This is a genomic window from Rhodanobacter ginsenosidimutans, assembly GCF_042655685.1.
Classification (GTDB): Bacteria; Pseudomonadota; Gammaproteobacteria; order Xanthomonadales; family Rhodanobacteraceae; genus Rhodanobacter; species Rhodanobacter ginsenosidimutans.
This window is the reverse complement of the sequence record NZ_JBHSMM010000007.1, coordinates 67,260-85,618: the sequence shown is the minus strand read 5'-3', so window position 1 is coordinate 85,618 and position 18,359 is coordinate 67,260. Positions and strand designations below refer to the sequence as shown.

Sequence of the window (18,359 nt, the reverse complement as noted above, 5' to 3'; positions counted from 1 at the left end):
CGCGATCCGCCGCCGACTTCCTGCAGCGAGACAGGCCACTCCCCGATCCATGCGTTCGTCCCCGTCCAGCCCGCCGCTCCGGCCCGACCCGTTGTTCCAGCGGCTGCAGAGCAAGGCGTTTGCGTATTTCCAGTACGAAACCAACCCGTTGAACGGCCTGGTATCGGACAAGACCGCGCCGGACTGGCCGTGCAGCATCGCCGCCACCGGGCTGGCGCTCAGCGCGTATCCGGTGGCGGTCGAACGCGGCCTGCTAAGCCACGCGGAGGCGTTGCAGCGGGTGCTGACCACGCTGCGTTTCTTTCGTGACAGCCCGCAAGGGCCGGAACCGGACGCCACCGGCTACCGCGGCTTCTACTACCACTTCCTGCACATGCAGACGGGCCGGCGCGCCTGGCAATGCGAGCTGTCCACGGTGGACAGCGCCTTCCTGTTTGCCGGCATGCTGACCGCGGCCGCGTATTTCAACGACGACAGCGCCGAGCAGAAGGAAGTACGCGAGATCGCGCACGCCTTGTACGAACGCGCCGACTGGCTCTGGGCGCAAGCCGCCGATGGCACCATCGGCCATGGTTGGCATCCGGAAAGCGGCTTCATCCCGCACCGCTGGCAGGGCTATGACGAAGGGCTGCTGCTGTACGTGCTGGCGCTGGGTTCGCCCACCCATCCGCTGCCGCCCAGCGCGTACGCGGCCTGGGCCAGCACCTACGAATGGAAGCACTGCTACGACCTCGATTACCTGTACGCGGGGCCGCTGTTCACCCATCAGCTGTCGCATGCGTGGATCGATTTCCGCGGTATCCAGGACGCGTTCATGCGCGGCAAGGGCATCGATTATTTCGAGAACAGTCGCCGCGCCACCCTGATCCAGCAACGCTATGCCATCGACAACCCGCTGGGTTTCAAGGGCTACGGCGCCGACTGCTGGGGCATCACCGCCAGCGACGGCCCCGGCCCGGCCACGTTGAAGGTCAACGGCATCGAGCGGCACTTTTACGATTACCAGGGCCGCGGCGCACCGTTCGGTATCGACGACGGCACGCTGGCGCCATGGGCGGTGGTGGCCTCGCTGCCGTTCGCGCCGGAGGTCGTGTTGCCCGCGGTGCACCACTTCATCCATACGCTGCAGCTGCACGATCATCATCCCTACGGCTTCAAGGCCAGCTTCAACCAGAGCTACGTCGACAAACCCGGCATGGCGCTGGATGGCTGGGTGTCGCCGTACTTTTTCGGCCTGAATCTGGGGCCGATCCTGCTGATGGTGGAGAATTACCGCAGCGGCCTGCCGTGGCAGCTCATGCGTGGCTGCCGCTACATCATCGATGGCCTGCGCCGCGCCGGTTTCAGCGGTGGCTGGCTGGATACCGATCGGCATACGCGATAATGCCTTCCCGGGTGCTGCCGTGTGGCGCGCCCTTTTTTTGTTTTCTGTGACGGAGTAGTGCGATGGAACTTGGCATGGTGGGTTTGGGGCGCATGGGCGCGAACATGGCCGAACGGTTGCTGCGTGGCGGCCACAAGGTCACCGGCTTTGACCCGAACGTCGACGCGCGCAAGGCGCTGGAAGGCAAGGGTGCGGCCAGCGCCGATTCGCTGCAGGCCCTGGTGCAGGCGCTGCCAGCGCCGCGGGTGGTGTGGCTGATGGTGCCCGCCGGCGCGATCACCGATGACACCGTCAACACGCTGCTGTCGCTGCTGTCCCCCGGCGACACCGTGATCGATGGCGGCAACTCCAATTACAACGACACCTTGCGTCGCGCCGCGCTGTACCGCGAGCACCAGCTCGACTACGTCGACTGCGGCACCAGCGGCGGCGTGTGGGGCCTGGCCGAGGGCTACAGCATGATGGTCGGCGGCGACGAGGCGGTGGTGAAACGTCTGCAGCCGATCTTCGAGACGCTGGCGCCGGGCAAGGATGCGGGTTGGGGCCGTGTGGGTCCGGTCGGCTCCGGCCACTTCACCAAGATGGTCCACAACGGCATCGAGTACGGCATGATGCAGGCCTATGCCGAAGGCTTCTCCATCCTGGAGCATAAGCAGGAGTTCGGCCTGGATCTGGCGCAGATCGGCGAGATCTGGCGCCAGGGCAGCGTGGTGCGTTCGTGGCTGCTCGACCTCACCACCGACGCGCTGACCAAGAACCCGAAGATGGACGGCATCGCGCCCTACGTGCCCGATTCCGGCGAAGGCCGCTGGACGGTGGACGAGGCGATCCAGCTCAACGTGCCCGCGCCCGTGATCACCTTGTCGCTGATCGCCCGCCTGCGCTCGCGCGACACCGAGTCGTTCACCGACAAGCTGCTGTCGTCGATGCGCAACGAATTCGGCGGACACGCGATCAAGAAGGAATGATCGGGTTCGCTGGGAGGTTCCTCTCCCTGTAGGAGCGGCTTCAGCCGCGACCGTTTCAGCTTTGCAGTTTCGGAGCAAAAGCGGTCGCGACTGAAGTCGCTCCTACAGGCGCGCTCCCATAGTGCGGTTTAAAGCAGATCCGCTTGCGCCGGCGCATAGCTCAGCTCGCCATCGACGATGCGCGCGGGCGAGGTGTAGGGATGCTCGGTGCTGTGGGTGGCGTCCATGATGTGGATGACCTCGATGCCGCGCAGCTTCAGCACGTCGGACACCAGCGAGCGATGGCAGCGCCACCACACCGCCTCGGCGCACATCATCGCCGTGCGTCGCTGCGAGGCCAGCGCCAGCAGCGCCTCCAGCCCTTCGGCGAATTCGTCGGTGGCGGTGTAGTCGGCGTAGCCCTGGAACGAGGCATTGCGCCACGCCGTATTCGGCGAGCCCGGTTGCACCTTGCGCCGCCCGCCCAGTTTGGGCATCCATTGATAGGCGATGCCGTGGGTGGGCAGCGACTCGGCCAGTGCCTCGCTGGCGAAATAGGGGTAGCGACGCGAACCGGGGAAGCGGCGTACGTCCGCGATCGCCTCGATGCGGTAGGTCTGCAGCAGGCCAGTGAACTCCTCCAGCGTGCGGGTGGAGTGGCCGATGGTCCACACGGTGGCAGGCTTGACCACCATGCTCAGTCGATCTTGTGCAGCGCGGCGCCCTTGTGCATCGCCACGTGATCGGTCTTGTCGCTCTTGATCTCGTACTGCGGATCGTCCTCGCTGCAGCGGCGCATGTGGCCTTTGTATTCCGTGTCGCGCGTGTGCACCTTGGTGAGGGTGCCACTGACGTGGCCGGCTTCGGAATTCCAGCGCACGTGGTCGCCGACTTTGAATGCGTGGGACATGAGGGCCTCCGGTGGATACCGCACGCATGAAAGCAGAGACCGCTTCATGCGTGCGTGAAGCCGCGATTACCCCTGCAGCAACGCCTTCGCCCGCGCCACCACGTTGTCCACCGTAAAACCGAACTCGCGCAGCAGCACATCCGCCGGAGCGGAGGCGCCGAAGTGGTCGATGCCCAGCACGCCGCCGCGGTCGCCCACGTAACGGTGCCAGCCTTGCGGCGAGCCCAGCTCCACCGCCAGCCGTGCGTGCACGGCCGGCGGCAGTACTTCGTCGCGATAACTCTGCGGCTGCGCGTCGAACAGCTCCCAGCTGGGCATCGATACGCAGCGCACGGCGATGCCTTCGGCCTGCAGTTTTTCGGCCGCCTGCAGGATCAGGCCCACTTCGGAGCCGGTGCCGATCAGGATCAGCGCGGGCTTGCCGTCCTTCGCGTCGCTAAGCACGTAGGCGCCCTTGCGCAGGCCGTCGGCGCTGGCATAGCGCTGGCGATCCAGGGTGGGCACGTTCTGCCGCGTCAGCGCCAGCAGTACCGGCGCGTGGCGGGTTTCCACCGCCACCTTCCACGCCACCGCGGTTTCGTTGGCGTCGCCGGGACGGATCACGGTGAGGTTGGGGATGGCGCGCAGGCTGGCCAGTTGTTCCACCGGCTGGTGGGTGGGGCCGTCTTCGCCCAGCGCCACGCTGTCGTGGGTGAACACGTGCACCACGTGCAGGCCCATCAGCGCGGCCAGGCGGATCGCCGGGCGCATGTAATCGGAGAAGATCAGGAAGGTGGCGTCGAACGGAATGAAGCCGCCATGCGCCGCCAGGCCGTTGCTGATCGCCGCCATCGCGTGCTCGCGCACGCCGTAGTGGAAGTTGCGCCCGGCGCGGCTCCAGCCGCCGCCGTCGGAGCCTTCGGTGTCTTCGCCCGGCGTCGGCGCGGGATTGAAATCGCCCAGGCCCTTGAGCGCGGTGTGGGTGGAGGGGTCCAGGTCGGCCGAGCCACCGCACAGCGCCGGCACCGCGGCCGCGAACGCATTCATGATCTTGCCGCCGGCTACGCGGGTGGCCATGCCCTTGGCGTCGGCGGGGAAGGTCGGGATATCCGCGTCCCAGTTCGGCGCCAGTTCGGCGCGCAGGCGGCGGTCGAGTGCCTTCGCCTCGTCGGGGAAGGCCTTGGAATAGCCGTCCATACGGCTGAGCCAGTCCGCTTCCGCCTTCGCGCCGCGATCCCGCGCCTGGCGCATGTGCGCCAGCGCCGGTTCGGGCACCAGGAAATCCGGCTCGGTGGGCCAGCCCAGGTTCTGCTTGGTCTTGGCCACATCCTCGGTACCCAGCGGGGAACCGTGGGCCTTGTAGCTGTCCTGCTCGGGCGAACCGAAGCCGATGTGGGTGCGCACCAGGATCAGGGTGGGCCGCTCGGTATCGGCGCATGCCGCCTTCAAGGCGTTGTCGATGGCGGCCACGTCGTTGCCGTCGGGCACGGTGATGGTCTGCCAGCCGTAGGCCTCGAAGCGCTTGGCGCGATCCTCCGAAAACGTCATGTCGGTGCCGGCGGACAGCGTCACGTAGTTGTCGTCGTACAGGCACACCAGCTTGCCCAGTTTCAGGTGGCCGGCCAGCGAGGCCGCCTCGCTGGCCACGCCTTCCATCAGGTCGCCATCGCTGACGATGGCCCAGGTGCGGTGGTCGATCACCGTGTGCCCGTCGCGGTTGGTGCTGGCCGCCAGTTGCGCCTCGCCCAAGGCCATGCCCACGGCATTGGCCAGGCCCTGGCCCAGCGGGCCGGTGGTGACTTCCACGCCGGGCGTGTGGCCGTATTCGGGATGCCCTGCCGTCTTGCTGCCCCACTGGCGGAAGTGCTTGATGTCGTCCAGCGACAGGTCGTACCCGGTGGCAAACAGCAGGCTGTAGAGCAGCGCCGAGCCGTGCCCGGCCGACAACACGAAACGATCGCGGTCGGTCCACTGCGGGTTGGCCGGGTTGTACTTCATGTGCCGCGTCCACAACACGTAGGCCATCGGCGCCGCGCCCAGCGGCAAGCCGGGATGGCCACTGTTGGCGTGCTGCACCATGTCCACCGACAGGAAGCGAAGCGTGTCGATGCATTGCTGGTCGAGGTCGTTGGACATGGTTGTTTCTCCGGAGGGATGAGGTTTTTGTAGGAGCGACTTGTAGGAGCGACTTCAGTCGCGATGCTCTTTCTCTGGGCTCCAGGGCAAAAGCGTCGCAACTGAAGTCGCCCCTACAGTGCACAGGGCACAGGCCTTGGCGGAATCAGGCCAGCGCCGCATCCACGATGCTTTGTGCCTCGCTCAGCAGCGCCTGCAGGTGCGCCTCGTCCCTGAAGCTTTCCGCGTAGATCTTGTAGATCGCCTCGGTGCCGGACGGCCGCGCCGCGAACCAGCCGCTGGCGGCCACGGCCTTGATGCCGCCGATGGCCGCGCCGTTGCCGGGCGCACGATCCAGCACCTGCTCGATCTTCTCGCCGGCGAGCTGGTCGGTCTTCAGCTGCTCGGGTGAGAGCTTGGACAATTTCGCCTTCTGCGCCGGCGTGGCCGCTGCCTCGACGCGGTTGGCGAACGGCTTGCCCAGTTCATTGGTAAGCCGCGCATACAGCTCGCCCGGGTCCTTGCCCTCGCGGGCGGTGATCTCGGCCGACAGCAGCGCGGGCACCAGGCCATCCTTGTCGGTGACCCAGGCCGTGCCGTCGCGGCGCAGCAGCGAGGCGCCGGCGCTTTCCTCGCAGCCGAAACCCAGCGAGCCGTCGAACAGGCCCGGCGCAAACCATTTGAAACCCACCGGCACCTCGTAAAGCTGGCGACCCAGCCGCTTCGCCACGCGGTCGATCAGCGCGGTGCTGACCACCGTCTTGCCCACCGCGGCCTGCGCGTTCCACTGTGGCCGGTGCCGGAACAGGTAGTCGATCAGCACCGACAGGTAATGATTGGGTTCCAATAATCCGCTGGAACGGGTGACGATGCCGTGGCGGTCGTGGTCGGTGTCGCAGGCGAACGCCACGTCGTAGCGGTCCTTCAGCCCGATCAGCCGCTGCATCGCGTATTTCGACGAGGGATCCATGCGGATCTTGCCGTCCCAGTCCACGCTCATGAAGGCGAACTGCGGGTCGACCACGTCGCTGACCACGGTGAGGTCCAGCCGATAGCGCTCGGAGATCGGGCCCCAGTAGTGCACGCCGGCGCCGCCCAGCGGGTCCACGCCCATGCGGATGCCGGCGCCGCGGATCGCGTCGAAATCGATCACGTTGGCCAGGTCGGCCACGTAGTGATTGAGGTAGTCGTGCTCGTGCGTGGTGGAGGCCTTGCGCGCCTGCGCCAGCGGCATCCGCTTCACCTCGCGCAGGCCGCCTTCCAGCAGCGCGTTGGCGCGGTTCTCCACCCACTTGGTGATGTCGGTGTCGGCCGGGCCGCCGTTGCTGGGGTTGTACTTGAAGCCGCCATTGTCGGGCGGGTTGTGCGACGGCGTGATCACGATGCCGTCCGCCAGGCCGGATGTGCGGCCCCGGTTGTAGACCAGGATGGCGTGCGAGACCGCCGGCGTGGGGGTGAACTCGCCGCCGGTGGAAACCATCGTCTCCACGCCATTGGCGGCCAGTACCTCCAGTGCATTCTCGAACGCCGGCTGCGACAGCGCGTGGGTATCGGCGCCGATGAAGAGCGGGCCGTCGATGCCCTTGGCTTTCCGGTAGTCGCAGATCGCCTGGCTGATCGCCAGGATGTGCCAGGCGTTGAAGCTGCGCTCGAACGAGCTGCCGCGATGGCCTGAGGTGCCGAACGCCACACGTTGGGCAGGTACGGAGGGATCGGGTTGCAGGTCGGTGTAGGCGGCCAGCAGCCTGGGGATGTCGACGAGTATCGATGCGGGCGCCGGCTTGCCGGCGAGTGGGCTGATCTTCTGACTCATGTGCTCTCGAAAACCTTGCGGTGACTTTCTTGGTCGGACGTGATGTCCGGGATTCGTGCTTCAAGGCGGTAAGTGTGATCCCTGCAGCGCGAAAGAAAAGGCAATGTGGACGGGTATGGGCTGGTGACGCCGGGGATTCGCATACGCGCTGCGACTTCTGGCCGGCCCCCGAAAAAAGCGCGACCCCGCAGCAGAATGGCTCCTATCGCCCGCCCGACATGGGCCCCGGCTGCCCCTGCTGGCTCAGTTGCGCATTCTGCGCCTGTATCTGTGCCATCCACTGCGTTTGCTGCCGATCGTATTGCTGCACGTCCTGCATGGTCTGGGCGATGGTCGGCGGAGGGGTCGCGATGTCCATCCGGCCGTATCCGCCGCCCAGTTGGGACGAGCCGAAGTGGATGGCGCCATCGTTGGTCCCCATCGCCGAAAGATGCTCCGGTTGCCGGATGCCCGCCTTGTAACAGGCGGCGGTGGCCTGATGCAGCCGTTCGTTGGACGTGCCGGCAGGAAACATGTCGTGCAGCTTGTTGAACAATGCATGTTGCGGATGGTCCGGGTCGCCGAAAGGGCGCAAGGCCTGCATTCCGTCGGAGGCCTGACCTTGTTCCCGCTGGGGTTGCGCAACGCGTCGGGTGGCATCCAGCTCGCGGCGCAGGTTGCCCTCGGCCGCGTTGGTGCCCCAGAGCAGGCCGGGCGTGTTCCATTGGCCATCCATGCTGCGGGTGTAGGTGTGGCCATCCGATGCCCGCAGCGTATCCGACGGTTCGTGCAGGGCATGGGAGACGGCTTCGGGTAGATCACCGTACTGCGACCAGCCGCGTTGTTGATAGGCCGTCTGATACCGTTCGGCGATGCCCCGACGGGAGCCGGCCAGGTTGGCTTCGATGGTCTGCCGCGCGGCCTCGTCGAGCTGCGCGGCACGTGCCGCGCTGGCGTGCTCGATGTGCGTCGCGGCCATGCCATGCTCCAGCATCCGATCGGTGACCACGCGCGACCATTGCTGCGTCTGCGCATCGCGCTTCCAGGGAGCGGCGACGTGGCTGTGCGTATCGTGCGGTGCCGCTGGCTGGGTGTAGGGATCGCGCGGTTCGGCCGGATGGGCCAGCGCAAGGTTTACCGCGGCGTTGTTGGCGTGAAACGTCAGGCGATCGGCGAGTGCCGGATCGGCGCTGATCGTGCGCATCACCGGCACGGGCAGGGCGCCGTATCCCAGCGTCGGAGCCTTCGCGAGCTCGCTCGTTGGCACCTGCCGTGTCCAGCCTTGTTGCGGCTTGTCTGGATCGTAGTTCCAGGCCACGCCGTGCGGGTCCGTCTGGCTGTAGATCTGGTGCTGGTCGTAGGCCTCGGCCAGCTTCTCGCCGCCTATCGCGCCACCCATGCCGCCGAGGCCTGCCACCAGCACATCGAACGGCCCGGATTCGATGCCGGCCGCGCCCAGCACTTGCGCACCCAGCACGGCGCCGCCCAGCGCCCCGAGATTGCGGCCGCCGAAATGCATGATTTCCGATTGGGCGCCAACGCGGTTGCCGTGCTCGCGCAGATCAGCTGCCCGTGACGCGGTGGTGGTGGCGTCGTAGGCCACGGCGGCGCCGCTCACGGCAGCGAAGCCGCGAACAGCGTTCCGCGCAACTCCGCGTTCGGCTTCCGCCGCGATGGCGGGCGTGTTGTCGACAAACCGGACAAGTTCCGGGTTGTCGAACAACTTGCGGTTGGGCACAAGCACCTGCTCGGCCCCGCCAGCTTTGGTGACCAGGCCGTCCAGCTCGGAGGTGGGCGCGACGGTGGTGATGAACACCTGCGTGGGCTCGCGTGCCGTCATGCGGTACATGCCATAGCGCGGTGCTTCGCTGCCAATGGGAAGTCCGTAGAACTGAGAAATGTTCTCGCCGGCCTCGACAGCCGCGTTGCCTGCCGATTCCCTTGCCCAATATGGTGAGAATTCGCCTGGTTCAAAACCGTCCGCGACGAATTTGACGAGCACTTCGTTGGTGCCGATGGTTTCCATGCGCGGAAGTTCGCGGCCGGACTTGAGCTGATTGACTGCGCGCTCGGTGATGAACTTGGAGTCAGTGCCCGGAGGAAACCCCTCGGCGATCTGGGACCAGTAAATAGCGCCGTCGTCGGTATCGAGATAAGTGAGCGCCGCCTTTTCGCTTATGCCTTGGGGTTTGAAGGTATTGGCCCTCAATATCTGATCTGCGTATTGCTTCTTGATGGCGTCGGAAAGGAGGCTAAGGCCGCTCATCGCTTGGAACCATTACGCATGGCATCCATGCGTGCATTGATTCGAATTTCCTGCTCGGTCAATCCTCCGCGCACTTCGATTGAGAAATTGACGTAAGCCTCGTCAACACTCGGGTTCCCATAGGGAATGTAGCGACCGTCCCCAAAGTTGTATGCACCGGGAATATCCGCTCGATCCTTCGGCTCCGTTATTTTCGCTTCCTTGGCATCCTCGATCAGCGGCACCAGCGAACGCAGCAGGCTTTGCACCTCCTCGCTCTCGGGATACTGCTGCAGCACCCACTCGAGATGCTCGGCGGCGGCCTTGAGCTTGACGGGATTGATGGTCTGGGCCATGGCTCAACGTCCTTGAAAAGCTTGGGAGGGAAGCGTTGTTATACCGCGATCGCCGCGTAGGCATCGAGGCCGTGGTGCCCTCTCCGATGCGGGATCTGGTCGCGGCCGTCGTACGCGGAGCCTGACGCGTTCCAGCTGCGCCGGTTTAGGTGACCGTATGGCGGATCAGCATGCCGCGCCGTGTCGAGGGCACCGGGCTGAGCATCGGGCCATCCTTGGCCGATGCCGGTCATCGTTTTGGCCGCGTGTATCAGCCGCTGCTGGCGGACGTGCCGTCCCGCAATTGCCGGTAGCGGCGGATCAACGCATTGGTGGAGCTGTCGTGCGCCAATGCCGGCAGCTGGGCTGCGGTGAGTTCGGCGATGGTGGTCTTGGCCAGTTGCTTGCCCAGTTCCACGCCCCACTGGTCGAACGAGTCGATAGCCCAGATCACGCCCTGCACGAACACGCTGTGCTCGTACAGCGCGATCAGCGACCCCAGCGCGAACGGCGTCAGCTCGGCCGCCAGCAAGGTGCTGCTGGGGCGGTTGCCGTCGAAGGTGCGGTGCGGCACCAGCGCCTCGGCGGTGCCTTCGGCGCGCACTTCGTCGGCGCTCTTGCCGAACGCCAGCGCCTCGCCTTGCGCGATCAGGTTGGCGATCAGCAGGTCGTGCTGGTTGCCCACCGGGTTGCGCGTCTGGCCGAAGCCGATGAAGTCGCACGGCACGATGCGCGTGCCCTGATGGATCAGCTGGTAGAACGAGTGCTGGCCGTTGGTGCCCGGCTCGCCCCAGTAGATCGGGCCGGTAGCGTAATCCACCGCCTGGCCGTCGAGGGTGACGCTCTTGCCGTTGCTCTCCATCGTCAGCTGCTGCAGGTAGGCGGGAAAGCGCTTCAGGTACTGCTCGTACGGCAGCACCGCCACCGTGGCCGCGTCCAGGAAGTTGGTGTTCCAGATCCCCAGCAGGGCCATTGTCACCGGCAGGTTGCATTCGAACGGCGTGTCGCGGAAATGCACGTCCATCGCGTGGAAACCGGCCAGCATGTCGCGGAAATGCTTCGGCCCGATCGCCAGCATGGTGGACAGGCCGATCGCCGACTCCATCGAGTAGCGGCCGCCCACCCAGTCCCAGAAGCCGAACATGTTGGCGGTGTCGATACCGAACTTCGCCACTTCGTCGGCGTTGGTGGAGACCGCCACGAAGTGCTTCGCCACCGCGCTGTCATCGCCCAGCGCCTGCACGGCCCATTGCCGCGCGGCCTGCGCATTGCTCAGCGTTTCCAGCGTGGTGAAGGTTTTCGAGCAGACGATGAACAGCGTCTCGGCCGCGTCCAGGTCGCGCACGGCCTCGGCGAAATCGGTGCCGTCCACGTTGGAGACGAAGCGGAACACCATGTCGCGCTGGCTGAAGTCGCGCAGCGCCTCGTACGCCATCACCGGCCCGAGATCGGAGCCGCCGATGCCGATGCTGACCACGTTGCGGATGCGCTTGCCGGTATGGCCGCGCCAGCTGCCATCGCGCACCTGGTCGCTGAACGCGGCCATGCGGTCGAGCACCGCGTGCACGTCGGCCACCACGTCGTGGCCGTCGAACAGGATCTGCTCGCCGGCCGGGGCGCGCAGGGCCACGTGCAGCACGGCGCGGTCTTCGGTGGTGTTGATGCGCTCGCCGGCGAACATCGCGGCGGTGCGCTGGCGCACGCCGCGGTCTTCGGCCAGCTGGCGCAGCAAATCCATGGTGTCGGCGTTGACGCGCTGCTTGGCGTAATCGAAGTACAGGCCCACGTCCTCGATCACCAGCCGCTCGCCGCGCTGCGGATCGGCGGCGAACAGCTCGCGCAGGTGGCGTGAGCCGACCTGCGCCGCGTGCTGTTTCAGCGCCAGCCATGCAGGGCTGCGGGTGAGGTCGGCGCTCATGCCTTGGCGGCGCCGAGGCTGTCCACCTTGTCCGACAGACGTCCCAGCAACTGGTGCCACGACTTCACGAACGCTTGCGCGCCATCCTGCTGCAGCTTCAGCGCCAGGGCGTCGATGTCCACGCCGGCGGCGGCGATCTTCGCCACGGTCGCGTCCGCGTCGCCGCCGTCCTCGGGCATCACGCCGTTCAGTTGGCCGTGATCAGCCAGCGCCAGCAGGGTTTTCTCCGGCATGGTGTCGATGGTGTCGGGTGCCGCCAGGGCGCTGATGTACAGCGTGTCGGACGCGTTCGGGTCCTTGGTGCCGGTGCTGGCCACCAGCAGGCGCTGCGGCTGGGCGCCGGCGGCGGCCAGCTTCTGCCAGCGCGGCGAGGCCAGCAGTTCGCGGTAGGCGCGGTAGGTCTGCTGGATCACGGCGATGCCCAGCTTGTTGTGCAGTTCCGGCGGCAGCTGCTTGTTGCTGGCCACGTCCCAGCGGCTGACGAAGACCGACGCCACCGAGCCCACTTTCGGGTCCAGTCCGGCGGCGATGCGGCGCTCGATGCCGCGCATGTACGCCTCGGCCACGGCCAGGTACTGCTCGCGGGAGAACAGCAGGGTCACGTTGATCGGGATGCCGGCGAAAATCGCCTCCTCGATCGCCGGCACGCCCTCGGGGGTACCCGGAATCTTCACGAACAGGTTGGGGCAGTTGCCCTGGTCGTGGATCTGGCGGGCGGCCTCCAGCGAGCCGGCGGTGTCGGCGGCCAGCAGCGGGGAAACCTCCATCGACACCCAGCCGTCGACCTGGTTGGTGGCGTCGAAAACGGGCTTGAACAGCTTGGCGGCACGGCGCAGGTCTTCCAGCGCCAGTTCGGTGAACAGCGCCTCGCCGGACAGCCCGGCCCTGGATTTGGCCTTGATGCCGTCGTCGTAGGCGTCGCCCTCGGCCATCGCCGCTTCGAAGATGCTGGGGTTGGAGGTGAGGCCGGTCACCGAGAAATCGGCGATGTAGCGGGCCAGCGTGCCGTCGTCCAGCATCGTGCGGGTGATGTTGTCCAGCCACAGACTCTGGCCGAGTTCATGCAATTGTTGTGTCGCTTTCATGCGGACTCCATGGTGCCTTGTTGCGGATTGATCGGATGGGGTATTCATTATGGACGTATGGACGGCTCAACCGGATGGCAAGCTCGTCGACGGCAAACTGATGACCGCCCCGGTGGGCAGGAAACTTCCAAGCTTACGCCCGCGCAGGTCACCGATGCACGCAATGGTGATGTCGGGGGCCGGATCGATGGTGTCGCCGGCGGCATTCTCGGCGTAATGGCCCTGGCGCACGAACACGGTGGTCAGCCGGCTGCCCATGTGCTGTTTCATGCGCGCCAGCAGGTGCGGCTTGTCGTCCACCATCACGTAATGCGCGGCCGGGTAGCGCTGCTGCATGGCCACCAGCATGCGCTCCTTGTGCAGGTAGACCATGACGTGGCCGCCCAGCGCCTGCCACAGCCCGGAGCGGTGGATCTTGCGCGGCTGGAACACGATGTCGCCGTCGGACAGCAGCGCCGTGGGGCCCAGCGATTGCAGGTGCGCCACCGTTTCCAGCGCCTGCGGGTACAGCCGGTCGGCGAACGGGTAATCCAGCAGCCAGCCGGACATGCTCAGCAGCTGCGGGTCGTTGTCCAGCCCGGTGCGGAAGCATTCCAGCGTGCCCAGGTAGTCGGCGTAGCCCAGCTCCTCGCGGCGCTGGTCGTAGATCGTCCAGTAGCGGTCGCGCGCCGCGGTGCCGAACAGGCGCTCCAGCTCGTCGCCCAGGTCGTCGCGAAAGCGGTCGTTGTCCAGCAGGGTATTGTCCACGTCGCACAGGAAAACGACGGCCGGGGTAGCGTCTTGGGTATCGGTCAACATGGTTCGCTGGTCTCCGCTTGCGGGTCGTGCCAGCCCTCGGCGCTGGCGACGACGTCAGCGGCGGCGGCGGGCCCCCAGGTGCCCGGTTCGTAGAGCGCGACCGGGCTTTCGTGATTCAGCACGCGGTCGACCACGGCCCAGGCCGCCTCCACGCACTCATCGCTGGTGAACAGCGAGTTGTCGCCGCGGATCGCGTCGCCCAGCAGCCGCTCGTACGGCGATTTCTCCGGCGTCGTGTCGTGCCGCGCCACCAGTTCCACCGGGTTGCCGCGCATCGCCTCGCCCGGCCGCTTCACCCGCGCACCCTCGGCGATCACCACCTCGGGGCTGAGCCGGAAGCGGAAGTAATTGGATTCCGGCGCACGGATATCGTCGAAGATCGACATCGGCGGCGTCTTCATGTCGACCATCACCTCGGTGGTGGTGATCGGCAAGTTCTTGCCCGCGCGGATGTAGAACGGCACCCCGGCCCAGCGCCAGGTGTCGATGTACAGGCGCAGCGCCACGAAGGTTTCCACGTCCGAATCCGGCGCCACGCCGTCCACGTCGCGGTAGCCGGTGAACTGGCCGCGCACCACGTCGGCCGGTTCCAGCGGGCGCATCGCGCGGAACAGGCGCAGCTTCTCGGCGTTGAGCGAGGCCGGGTCGTTGCCTACCGGCGCGTCCATCGCCAGCAAGGACGTCACCTGCAGCAGGTGGTTCTGCAGCACGTCGCGGATCGCCCCCACGCTTTCATAGAACCCGCCGCGCCCGTCCACGCCGAATTGCTCGGCCATGGTGATCTGCACGCTGTCCACGTAATGGTGGTTCCACACCGGCTCGAACACGGTGTTGGCGAAGCGGAAATACAGCAGGTTCTGCACCGGCTCCTTGCCCAGGTAATGGTCGATGCGGAAGATCGACGGCTCCGGAAAAACCTCGTGCAGCGTGGCGTTGAGCTTGCGCGCCGAGGCCAGGTCGCGGCCGAACGGCTTCTCCACCACGATGCGCGCCTCGTCGGCGCAACCGGCCTGTTTCAGGCCGCGCGCCACCACCCCGAACAGCGCGGGCGGTATCGCCAGGTAGTGCAGCGGCCGCTGCGCCTCGCCCAGCGCCTGCTTCAACAGCGTGAAGGTGGCCGGGTCGTTGTAGTCGCCATCGACGTACTGCAGCTTCGCCGCCAGCTTCGCGAACGTAGCCTCGTCCAGCGTGGTGCCCTGCGCCTTGGCCGCGTGCGCCAGGCTGTCGTGGGCGCGCTGGCGCAATTGCTCCAGTGTCCAACCCGAATGCGCGATGCAGATGATCGGCAGGTCCAGCCCGTCGCGCTGGATCATCGACTGCAGCGCGGGGAAGATCTTCTTGTAGGCCAGGTCGCCAGTGGCGCCAAAGAACACGAGGGCATCCGAGCGGGAAATCGGCATAACGGGGACTCACTCCATGCGGGTGGGAAGGCAGCCGGTCAGCTGCCCGGCGCGGAAAAACGCCATCCGCCGATGGTTGCACTGTCGCGGCGGCAACTCCACTACGCAGCCTGCGCGAGGCACGGTTAAGGCGGCGCATAGGGAATGGGGACTTGCGAAACCGCCGCTTCTGCCCCTCCCCCTGCTTGCGGGGGGAGGCTGGATGGGGTGACGCTTTTCGCTCCGCGTGACGAAGAGCGACCCCTCCCCAGCCCTCCCCTGCGAGCAGGGGAGGGAGCCAGTTCGGCTATGGCGTGGCGCGAAGGCGGGCGAGCCGGTGGGTTGTCCAGGCCAGCACGCTGGCAACGGCGCCGAGGATGAACGCCCACAGCGGCATGAAGATGAAAGCCAGCGCCGAGGTGGATGAGCTGGTTCTGGCGCCGCCCCAGTCGAACAGCCACGAGAGATGGAACCAGACCATGAACAGCGTGGCGACCACGGCGAACGCCAGGCGTCCCCATGGCATCGCGCGGCGGCTGCGATGCCCGACCAGGAGCATGCCCAGCCCCGCCAGCATCGGCAGCGCATTCCACAGCGCGAACCCGATGGAGTCGCCGCCCTGCACATAAACGGCCAGCGCCATCGCCAGCAGGAAGGGAGCCACCAGCAGTGTTGTTTTCATGCGTGTCTTCCGAGGGTATTGGCGTGAATCAACACGTCCAGTAAGTGTGGTTCACCAGGTCGACCACTTCCGGCCCCTCGCTGCAGCCACCGGCCTCGGGGGTGGTGCTGTCCGACGCCGCCGTGCCGATGACCCACTGCCTGATCGCCACGTTCCACATCAAGGTGCCTTCGGCCACCACGCCGTGCGGAAAGATGCGGGCCTTGCCCGGGTTGATCAGCACGATGTGGTGGCCGCGGATTTTCGCCGTGAGGGAGATGCTGGGCAGGTCGGGCTGCTCCGCGAACCGGTGCCGGAACGTGTACTGGCCGGACGCTATCGGCAGCGGTGGCGCCGAACCCGCGACAGCGGCAGACATCGCGAAAAATACGAGGACGAAAAGCGGTTTGCGCTTCGTGCCGATCCTGTCGTGCCGTGTCATGAGCAAATCCTCAGCGGTGTTCGGCCCACAACTCGGGATGGTGCGTCGGAGAAAAACAATGCCTGCTGTCGATCGGTGGTTCCAGCAGCGCGCCCGCCAACGGCGTCAGTAGCGACTCCAGCTCGATCGAGGCCTGCAGCGAACGCGGCGTGACGCTGTATGTTTCCGCGTCGGTGACGCCGATGAGAACGCGGTCGTCGAACGTGTCGATATGGGGCGCTTGCCCCTGCGCCCGGGCCCTGGCGAGCAGTTGTTCACCGAGCTCGCGCGTAAACGCATCCGGTGCCAGCGCCACCACAAACTCGTCCTCGATGATGGAGTGGCCGCCGTAGTGACGGTAGTAACGAAAAAACTTCAGCAGGCGTGCCCACTCGACCAGCGTCGAGCGCGCAGGCGGTGACGGGCGCGTCCATGATTCGCTCATGTCACGCGTCCTGATCCGCCGCTTGCGGTGCGCTGAGGCCCTTGCTGTAGAACCCGGAGGGATCGAAGCAGCAGACGCGTCGCTGTCCGCCGCCGAGCTTGTCGCAGGCCTCATCCACCCGCTTCTGCCGCGTTTTTGCCTGCTTGGCCGATTCGATCCAGTGAATCCAGTCCACCCGCGCCAGCGTCGTGGTGCCGTCCCAGACCGCGCGCGCCTCCGGGCACGCGGCCAGTGCGTCGCGCAGGTCGGATGGCAACTCGGGCTCCGGCTCCTGCGTCACCGGATCGATCCGCACCGTGACTGTCTCGCCCACCTGCACGCCAGCGACCTTGCGCAACGCCTCGTCCACCTTCAGCCAGTGGCTCAGCTGCCCGTCCGGCTCCAGCGTGGCCTGAAAGGCGTGGCCGTTGAGGTGGCCATCCACCGTGGTCCTGCCGCGTCGCGGAAGCCGATCGCTGGCGGCTTTGGGCAATATCAGGAACGCCCATGACGCACCCTTGCCGACCTTGGCGGGGCCAAGCAGCCTGGCCTTGAACGTGGATTTTCCGCCGGCGTCAGTCATGGGATCGCCCTGCGGGTATCGATCGGGTTGCCTGATGATCGGCGTCGGCACGACGAAGTTCACGCCCCGATTCCGACAGGACCGTGATCGCGGACCGGGTGAACAGTGCCGCGATGGCGACGCCCACCACCATGTCGGGCCACCCCGAGTGCGTCAGCAACACGCCACCGGCCGCGGCGATGACCGACACGTTGGCAATCAGGTCATTGCGCGAGCACAACCACACCGAGCTCATGTTGATGTCGTCGGTGCGATGGCGCCACAGCAGGGCGAAACACACACCATTGGCCAGCAACGCCAACAAGCCCATGGCGCCCATCGCCTCGAAAGCGGGAACCTGCGGTACCAGCAGCCGGTAGACCACCTGGCCAAACGCCGCCAGCGCAAACGCGGCCATGATGAGACCCTTGATCCGGGCCGCGAGCGCCTTCGTCCGCAGGCTCTCCGTTACCGCGTAAAGGCTGAAACCGTAGACCAGCGCATCGCCGAGCATGTCCAGCGAGTCCGAGACCAGGGCCACCGACCCCGCTGCCCATCCCGCGGCGAATTCGGCGAAAAACATCGCCGCGTTGATCAGCAACACGATCTTCAGCGTCGATGTCTGCCGGCGACGCAGTGCGTCGAGCTGGCATGCCTTGCTGGAGCAGCAATCACTCATGGGGTCTCCGTTTCGGACCGGCGATGGAGCCTGCCGGCGACAAACAACACAATGGCCAGCAGCGCGAACAAGCCTGCCGGTACCGCGAGCACCGCGTCCTGTGCGTGATGCACGACCAGCTCCTGCGGGTCGAGGTAGCGGCCTTCCTCATTGAACAAGCCGCGGTAGCGCCAGTAAAGCGCGTAGTAGAAAAAGCCGAACAGCACCGCCGCCATGGCGCATGCGCAGGACGCGCCAAACAGCAGCCGCGACGGAAGGCGTGGTCGGTGCATCAATGCCGAAACCGCGTCGGCCGGCAACGCATCAACGATGGCCTTCGACGTACCTGACGAAGTTGTCCAGGATGGCCTGCCAGCCCTGGCGCTGCATCTCGGCCGGGTTGTCCGTTTCCGCGTCGAAAGTGACGCGCACCATGATCCCTTCCGGAACCGCCACGAACTCGACCAGGCCCACCCGGTCGCCAAACGTGTATTCGATCAAGGCGTGGGGCTCGACCCGGGTATAGGTGCCGGCGAAGTCGAAGCCGACGCTGCCGTCCTTCGCCTCCATGCGCGACGAGAATTCGCCGCCCACGCGCAGGTCGACGTTGGCGCGGGTAGTGTGCCAGTCGTCGGACGCGGCGTTCCACTGCCTGATGTCCTGCGGCGTGGTGTAGGCCGCCCACACCCTGGCGATGGGCGCGTGGGTGACGGCTCCAACGGTGATCTTCATGTTGTGGTTCCTGC

The 18,359-nt window shown here is 66.3% G+C and carries 19 protein-coding genes; 2 read left to right on the top strand and 17 right to left on the bottom strand.

The annotated features are described in order from the left end of the window. Positions 1–49: 49 nt before the first annotated feature. Together ACFPK0_RS16580 and gnd are read left to right on the top strand one after the other, a co-directional pair. Complete coding sequence (locus tag ACFPK0_RS16580; RefSeq protein WP_056083665.1) at positions 50–1,384, top strand: glucoamylase family protein; 1,335 nt, start codon at positions 50–52, stop codon at positions 1,382–1,384. 62 nt (positions 1,385–1,446) lie between these two features. Beyond that, the gene (gene gnd / locus ACFPK0_RS16575; RefSeq protein ID WP_056083667.1) at positions 1,447–2,352 is read left to right on the top strand and encodes a phosphogluconate dehydrogenase (NAD(+)-dependent, decarboxylating); all 906 of its coding nucleotides are present in this window, start codon (positions 1,447–1,449) and stop codon (positions 2,350–2,352) included. A 128-nt stretch (positions 2,353–2,480) separates the two neighbouring features. Here the strand turns inward: gnd and ACFPK0_RS16570 are convergent, their stop codons facing one another. The 17 genes from ACFPK0_RS16570 to ACFPK0_RS16490 form a co-directional block, all read right to left on the bottom strand. After that, a complete protein-coding gene (locus tag ACFPK0_RS16570) occupies positions 2,481–3,026 on the bottom strand; it encodes a DUF488 domain-containing protein (RefSeq protein ID WP_377342320.1) in 546 nt (181 codons plus the stop codon). 2 nt (positions 3,027–3,028) lie between these two features. After that, positions 3,029–3,241, bottom strand: coding sequence for a hypervirulence associated TUDOR domain-containing protein (locus ACFPK0_RS16565; RefSeq protein ID WP_377342318.1), 213 nt, complete (start codon positions 3,239–3,241; stop codon positions 3,029–3,031). A gap of 66 nt (positions 3,242–3,307) precedes the next feature. Beyond that, positions 3,308–5,356, bottom strand: a complete 2,049-nt coding sequence (tkt, locus tag ACFPK0_RS16560; protein ID WP_377342316.1) for a transketolase — start codon at positions 5,354–5,356, stop codon at positions 3,308–3,310. Between the two features lie 145 nt (positions 5,357–5,501). Further along, complete coding sequence (gene pgm / locus ACFPK0_RS16555; protein WP_377342314.1) at positions 5,502–7,148, bottom strand: phosphoglucomutase (alpha-D-glucose-1,6-bisphosphate-dependent); 1,647 nt, start codon at positions 7,146–7,148, stop codon at positions 5,502–5,504. Positions 7,149–7,350: 202 nt separating this feature from the next. After that, the gene (locus ACFPK0_RS16550) at positions 7,351–9,393 is read right to left on the bottom strand and encodes a hypothetical protein (RefSeq protein WP_056083684.1); all 2,043 of its coding nucleotides are present in this window, start codon (positions 9,391–9,393) and stop codon (positions 7,351–7,353) included. Next, positions 9,390–9,728, bottom strand: coding sequence for a hypothetical protein (locus ACFPK0_RS16545; protein WP_056083687.1), 339 nt, complete (start codon positions 9,726–9,728; stop codon positions 9,390–9,392). The genes ACFPK0_RS16550 and ACFPK0_RS16545 overlap by 4 nt, the downstream gene beginning before the upstream one ends. Before the next feature lie 250 nt (positions 9,729–9,978). Next, a complete protein-coding gene (gene pgi / locus ACFPK0_RS16540) occupies positions 9,979–11,625 on the bottom strand; it encodes a glucose-6-phosphate isomerase (protein WP_377342310.1) in 1,647 nt (548 codons plus the stop codon). Further along, positions 11,622–12,710 carry a transaldolase gene (gene tal, locus ACFPK0_RS16535; protein ID WP_377342308.1) on the bottom strand — a complete coding sequence of 363 codons (1,089 nt, stop codon included), beginning with the start codon at positions 12,708–12,710 and terminating at the stop codon, positions 11,622–11,624. The genes pgi and tal overlap by 4 nt, the downstream gene beginning before the upstream one ends. 66 nt (positions 12,711–12,776) lie before the next feature. Then, positions 12,777–13,508: an HAD family hydrolase gene (locus ACFPK0_RS16530; RefSeq protein ID WP_377342306.1), complete on the bottom strand. Its 732-nt coding sequence runs from the start codon at positions 13,506–13,508 to the stop codon at positions 12,777–12,779. Next, the gene (zwf, locus tag ACFPK0_RS16525; RefSeq protein WP_377342304.1) at positions 13,502–14,908 is read right to left on the bottom strand and encodes a glucose-6-phosphate dehydrogenase; all 1,407 of its coding nucleotides are present in this window, start codon (positions 14,906–14,908) and stop codon (positions 13,502–13,504) included. The genes ACFPK0_RS16530 and zwf overlap by 7 nt, the downstream gene beginning before the upstream one ends. Positions 14,909–15,194: 286 nt before the next feature. Beyond that, positions 15,195–15,569: a hypothetical protein gene (locus tag ACFPK0_RS16520; RefSeq protein ID WP_377342302.1), complete on the bottom strand. Its 375-nt coding sequence runs from the start codon at positions 15,567–15,569 to the stop codon at positions 15,195–15,197. 28 nt (positions 15,570–15,597) lie between these two features. Further along, entirely contained in the window at positions 15,598–15,927 is a 330-nt protein-coding gene (locus tag ACFPK0_RS16515; protein WP_377342300.1) for a hypothetical protein, read from the bottom strand. Between the two features lie 73 nt (positions 15,928–16,000). Next, positions 16,001–16,414, bottom strand: a complete 414-nt coding sequence (locus tag ACFPK0_RS16510; protein WP_377342298.1) for a hypothetical protein — start codon at positions 16,412–16,414, stop codon at positions 16,001–16,003. Position 16,415: 1 nt separating this feature from the next. Then, positions 16,416–16,976 carry a YdeI/OmpD-associated family protein gene (locus tag ACFPK0_RS16505; RefSeq protein WP_377342296.1) on the bottom strand — a complete coding sequence of 187 codons (561 nt, stop codon included), beginning with the start codon at positions 16,974–16,976 and terminating at the stop codon, positions 16,416–16,418. After that, complete coding sequence (locus ACFPK0_RS16500) at positions 16,969–17,634, bottom strand: cation efflux transmembrane domain-containing protein (protein WP_377342294.1); 666 nt, start codon at positions 17,632–17,634, stop codon at positions 16,969–16,971. The genes ACFPK0_RS16505 and ACFPK0_RS16500 overlap by 8 nt, the downstream gene beginning before the upstream one ends. After that, positions 17,631–17,849: a hypothetical protein gene (locus ACFPK0_RS16495; RefSeq protein WP_377342289.1), complete on the bottom strand. Its 219-nt coding sequence runs from the start codon at positions 17,847–17,849 to the stop codon at positions 17,631–17,633. Before ACFPK0_RS16495 ends, ACFPK0_RS16500 begins: the two co-directional genes overlap by 4 nt. A gap of 88 nt (positions 17,850–17,937) precedes the next feature. Beyond that, positions 17,938–18,345 carry an SRPBCC family protein gene (locus ACFPK0_RS16490; RefSeq protein WP_377342287.1) on the bottom strand — a complete coding sequence of 136 codons (408 nt, stop codon included), beginning with the start codon at positions 18,343–18,345 and terminating at the stop codon, positions 17,938–17,940. Positions 18,346–18,359: the final 14 nt, after the last annotated feature.